Origin of the sequence: Campylobacter sp. 110 (genome assembly GCF_002383965.1) — a bacterium.
Taxonomy (GTDB): domain Bacteria; phylum Campylobacterota; class Campylobacteria; order Campylobacterales; family Campylobacteraceae; genus Campylobacter_D; species Campylobacter_D coli.
Genome location: NZ_NXBD01000033.1, coordinates 1 through 4,854, shown reverse-complemented (window position 1 = coordinate 4,854; position 4,854 = coordinate 1). Strand labels below are relative to the sequence as shown.

Annotated in this window: 4 protein-coding genes and 1 pseudogene; 3 read left to right on the top strand and 2 right to left on the bottom strand. The window is 26.4% G+C overall.

All coding sequences use genetic code 11. The annotated features are described in order from the left end of the window. On the bottom strand, positions 1 to 1,756 hold a 1,756-nt coding region (locus BGS43_RS10065; protein ID WP_096568768.1), incomplete at its 3' end, for an alpha-2,3-sialyltransferase. A 107-nt stretch (positions 1,757 to 1,863) separates the two neighbouring features. Between BGS43_RS10065 and BGS43_RS03260 the strand changes: the two genes are divergently transcribed. From BGS43_RS03260 to BGS43_RS03250, 3 genes are read left to right on the top strand one after another with little or no spacing between them, the layout of a single operon-like run. Further along, entirely contained in the window at positions 1,864 to 2,163 is a 300-nt protein-coding gene (locus tag BGS43_RS03260; protein ID WP_096568766.1) for a hypothetical protein, read from the top strand. Continuing rightward, positions 2,163 to 2,885 (top strand): SDR family NAD(P)-dependent oxidoreductase, encoded by a 723-nt coding sequence (locus BGS43_RS03255; RefSeq protein ID WP_096568764.1) that lies wholly within the window; start codon positions 2,163 to 2,165, stop codon positions 2,883 to 2,885. Before BGS43_RS03260 ends, BGS43_RS03255 begins: the two co-directional genes overlap by 1 nt. Further along, positions 2,878 to 4,218 carry an ANL family adenylate-forming protein gene (locus tag BGS43_RS03250; protein ID WP_096568762.1) on the top strand — a complete coding sequence of 447 codons (1,341 nt, stop codon included), beginning with the start codon at positions 2,878 to 2,880 and terminating at the stop codon, positions 4,216 to 4,218. The genes BGS43_RS03255 and BGS43_RS03250 overlap by 8 nt, the downstream gene beginning before the upstream one ends. 23 nt (positions 4,219 to 4,241) lie before the next feature. On the opposite strand, the pseudogene BGS43_RS10060 reads toward BGS43_RS03250, so the two are convergent. Continuing rightward, a pseudogene (locus BGS43_RS10060) lies at positions 4,242 to 4,854 on the bottom strand (sugar transferase); the annotation flags it as partial.

Genomic DNA, 4,854 nt, shown 5'->3' with positions numbered 1-4,854 from the left:
TCTTCCCAAACTCCCTCTTCAACCTAGGCACATCTTTGAATATAAATTTGATATACCCCCCCCCATACCAATTTTTATTAGCCTGCATTAAAGCTTCGCCTAGTTTATAAGTAAAACATTCTTTTTCTTTTAAAGCTTCATTATAATCAGGATAAGTTTCTAAAGGAGGTAAAGCTAAATTTGGATTTTCTTTTATTTTTTCTTCATAGGCTTTTTGTTCAAATTTATGTTTGTCTTTTATATAAGATAATACATAAGGCATTCTTATATATCCTAATATACTTTTTGAATTTTCTATCAAAGTTTGTCCTAGTTTATAAGATAAGTGGTTTTGTATACGAGCTTTAGCTGAATTAGCTTGAATAAAAGTAATTTTAGGATTTATTATGCTCATTTTTATACCCAAAGATTTAGCAAGTTTTTTACTTTCTAATTTTTTAACAACCAAATCTTGTTCTAGATTGGCTAATTCTAAACGTTGTTTTTTAATAGAAAAAGAATTAAGTTCATTTTGTAGGGTTGTTTTTTCTTGATTTAAAGTAGAGATGATATTATCTTTTTCTTTGATTTGTTTTTGCAAAGGAGCTAATTTAACTGGATCCATTCTAAAATTATATTCTTCTATGGCTGTTTTATAATCCTCTACTGGAGGAACTAAATAAGTAAAATCGTATTCTTTGTCAATTGTAATATTTTCATTTTGTATAAGTTTAATTTCTTCACTAAAGTCAAATTTTCCATTTTGATCAGCTAATAGAAAAGCGGATACATCGATGTAATTTAACGTATTTTTCTTATTTTCGGAAAAAACTACCATAAAAGAATTTTCTGTTGCAGGTTTATTTGTTTCAAATTTAATATAAGTATTCTTATCAATTATAAAATGTTTTTTTATATCTAAAAAAGTATTAAAGCATGCTGCTGCTTTTACAATACAACATGTATCATTAGTTATTGCAATATTTCCGTAACTTTGTCTTTTTTTCATCCAATTTTTTATTTTTAATTCTTCATTATATGTGTGCATCCCTATTAAAATGAAGTTGCTATACTTTGTTGGAAATTTCAATTTAGTATTTAATTCTATTCTATATGTTTGACATTCTTGAAACAATGGATGTTTTTTTAAAGAGTATTGTAAATTACCTTCGATTAAATCCAAATCAAGAGGTGTTAAATACAAAAACAGAGGATTGTGTTGTTTTATATTTATTTTTGATTTTTTGAAATTTTCTATATTGGTTACTATATTTTTTCCAAGATTATACATAATTGTAGAAATTTGATGAGTTGGATCTGGATGTGATAAGAAAAAATTTAAAATTTCTCTACTTTCGTAATAACTATGCATATCTATACTATTAAATCCGTATTTATTACACAACAACTTATGAATATTTCTTATATATTTTTCAACTTCATTCTTGCGAGTATTTACCAATAAAAGATTTAAAACTTTTTCATTAATTTTATATAATTCTTCATATAGCCAACAAGTATTTCTAATACATTCTTCAAAACCAATATCATCAAATATAATCCTATCAACATCTGCTAAGTTACATTCTAAAATCACTAAATCTGCTTCTTTTATACGTTGTTTATATTTCAATATTGTATAAATTTTACTAGAAGCAATTGAGCCACCTATTGATAAATTATCGAAATCAACATTACTTTGACTTAAACCAGCTCTAAGTCCACCAGGTAATATAGAATTGCTTGCACCCATTATTAAAATTTTATTTTTTTTCATTACATTTTCCCATATTGATAATTTGTTATACTTTTTAAGTATAATTATATCTCATATATAATAAAATATAAATTATTTAATCAAACACACAACAAAGGATTTATTAGATGAAAAATAAAATTCAACAACATATTATACAAACACTTCGATCATCAGCAGATGAATATGAAGTAGATGAATTAAAAATAGCAGATGAACATACAAAATTATATAATGGTTTTGGTGGTTGTTTAGACTCGCTAGCTCTAGTAAATTTAGTTGCTGATTTGGAAGAATTTTTAAGTAGAGAATTTAATAAAGAAATCATTTTAGCAGATGAAAAAATGATGAGTACAAGAAATTCTCCATTTAAAGATGTTGAAAGCTTGACTGATTATATAGTTAAAAAACTCCAAGAGCAAGAATAATGCAAAAAATTATCATTATCACAGGAACTAGAAAAGGCATAGGCAAAGAATTAAGTGAATATTATTTATCAAAAAATCATATAGTTTGTGGTTGCTCAAGAGGTAAAGCAAGTATAGATCATAAAAATTATAGACATTTTGAATTAGATGTTTGCGATGAAAAAACTGTAGTTTCTATGGTAAGAAGTATAAAAAAAGAATTTGGAAAAATTGATATTTTAATTAATAATGCTGGCATAGCAGCTATGAATCATATATTAACCACTCCATTTAAAAGCTTAGATAATATTTTTAAAACTAATGTCTATGGTAGTTTTTTGTTTATAAGAGAAGTTTCAAAGATTATGAGTCAAACTTATAAAAAAGAACAAGTTGCTATGCCTTATAGGATTGTAAATTTTTCTACTGTTGCAGTTGCTTTAAGGTTGGAAGGGGAAGCTATATATGCTGCATCAAAAGCAGCTATTTGCAATTTAACTCAAGTTTGTGCTAAAGAATTAAGTTCATTTGGCATTACTTGCAATGCCATAGGACCTACCCCAGTTCCTACTGATTTAATTAAAAATGTCCCAAAAAATAAAATACAAGATTTGCTTAATAAACAAGCTGTAAAAAGATTCGGAAATTTTCAAGACCTTGCTAATGTGATTGATTTTTTTATTAATGAAAAAAGTGATTTTATAACAGGGCAGATAATATATCTAGGTGGAGTAAATGGATAAATTTAAAAATATCTTTTTAAATAAAGTTTTTAATAAAAATCAAGAGCAATATGCTTTAATCTATGAAGAACAAAAATATACTTACAATGATTTGTATAATAACATCATCAATAAAATCAATTTATTAACAAAGCTTAAAGATATAAATATTGTGGGTATTACAGGAGATTATGATTTTGAAAGTATAAGTTTATTTTTAGCATGTATTGAGCTTAATAAAATAATCATTCCATTTATCAATGAAAGTGAGATTGACAACAAACTTGCCGAAGTTAATTGCGATATTTTATTTAAAAACAATCAATACGAGCTACAGGAAAAACATTGTAACAATCATGATTTAATCCAAAAACTCATAGATGATAACAAACCTGGTTTAATTTTATTTTCAAGTGGCAGCACAGGTAAACCTAAAGCTATGGTGCATAATCTCGATAAGATTTTAAATGCCTATCTTAATAAAAAATCAAAAAAACTTAATATTTTATTGTTTTTAATGTTTGATCATATAGGTGGTTTAAATACTTTGTTTAACTGTCTTAGTATGAATGCTTGTGCAATTGCTATAAAGGAAAGAAAAAATATTGAAGCTCTAGCTCAAACCATAGAAAAATACCAAATTTCACTCTTGCCTGCTTCACCTTCTTTACTTAGTTTAATGTTGGTAGCAAATGTAGTTGAAAAATATAATTTAAGCTCTTTAAAGATTATTAGCTATGGCACAGAAAAAATGCCAGAAGCTTTGCTTGTAAAATTAAAACAAACTTTTCCAAAAGTTAAATTTCATCAAACCTTTGGTACAAGCGAAGTAGGCATAGCTCAAACAAAAAGCTTCGGAAATTACTTTAAATTGGAAAATATAGCATATAAAATTATCAACAACGAGCTATTTTTAAAAAGCAATATGCAAAGTTTGGGTTATTTAAATGCTGATAACTCTGTTTTTACAAATGATGGATACTTTGCTACTGGCGATTTGGTTGAAGTGATTAATGAAAATGGTGAAGAATATATTAAAATTATCGGAAGAAACAAAGAAGTTATTAATGTTGGCGGAGAAAAAGTATTACCCCAAGAAGTAGAGGGTATATTAATGCAAATACCATTTATACAAGATTGTTTAGTCTATGGACAAAATAATCCTCTAACGGGCCAAAGTGTCTGTGTAAAGATTGTATTAGAACAAAATGAAAATCCTGCTAATTTAGAAGCCAAAAAGGAAATAAGACTATTTTGCAAAGATAAACTAGCTAGCTATAAAATACCAACCAAAGTAGAGATTGTTCAAAAGTTAGAAATCAGCGAACGGTTTAAAAAAATAAGAAATTCTTAACTCTTTCTTATTTTTTGAAAATTTCACCCCTTCTTCCCAAACTCCCTCTTCAACCTAGGCACATCTTTGAATATAAATTTGATATACCCCCCCCCATACCAATTTTTATTAGCCTGCATTAAAGCTTCGCCTAGTTTATAAGTAAAACATTCTTTTTCTTTTAAAGCTTCATTATAATCAGGATAAGTTTCTAAAGGAGGTAAAGCTAAATTTGGATTTTCTTTTATTTTTTCTTCATAGGCTTTTTGTTCAAATTTATGTTTGTCTTTTATATAAGATAATACATAAGGCATTCTTATATATCCTAATATACTTTTTGAATTTTCTATCAAAGTTTGTCCTAGTTTATAAGATAAGTGGTTTTGTATACGAGCTTTAGCTGAATTAGCTTGAATAAAAGTAATTTTAGGATTTATTATGCTCATTTTTATACCCAAAGATTTAGCAAGTTTTTTACTTTCTAATTTTTTAACAACCAAATCTTGTTCTAGATTGGCTAATTCTAAACGTTGTTTTTTAATAGAAAAAGAATTAAGTTCATTTTGTAGGGTTGTTTTTTCTTGATTTAAAGTAGAGATGATATTATCTTTTTCTTTGATTTGTTTTTGCAAAGGAGCTAATTTAACTGGATCCATT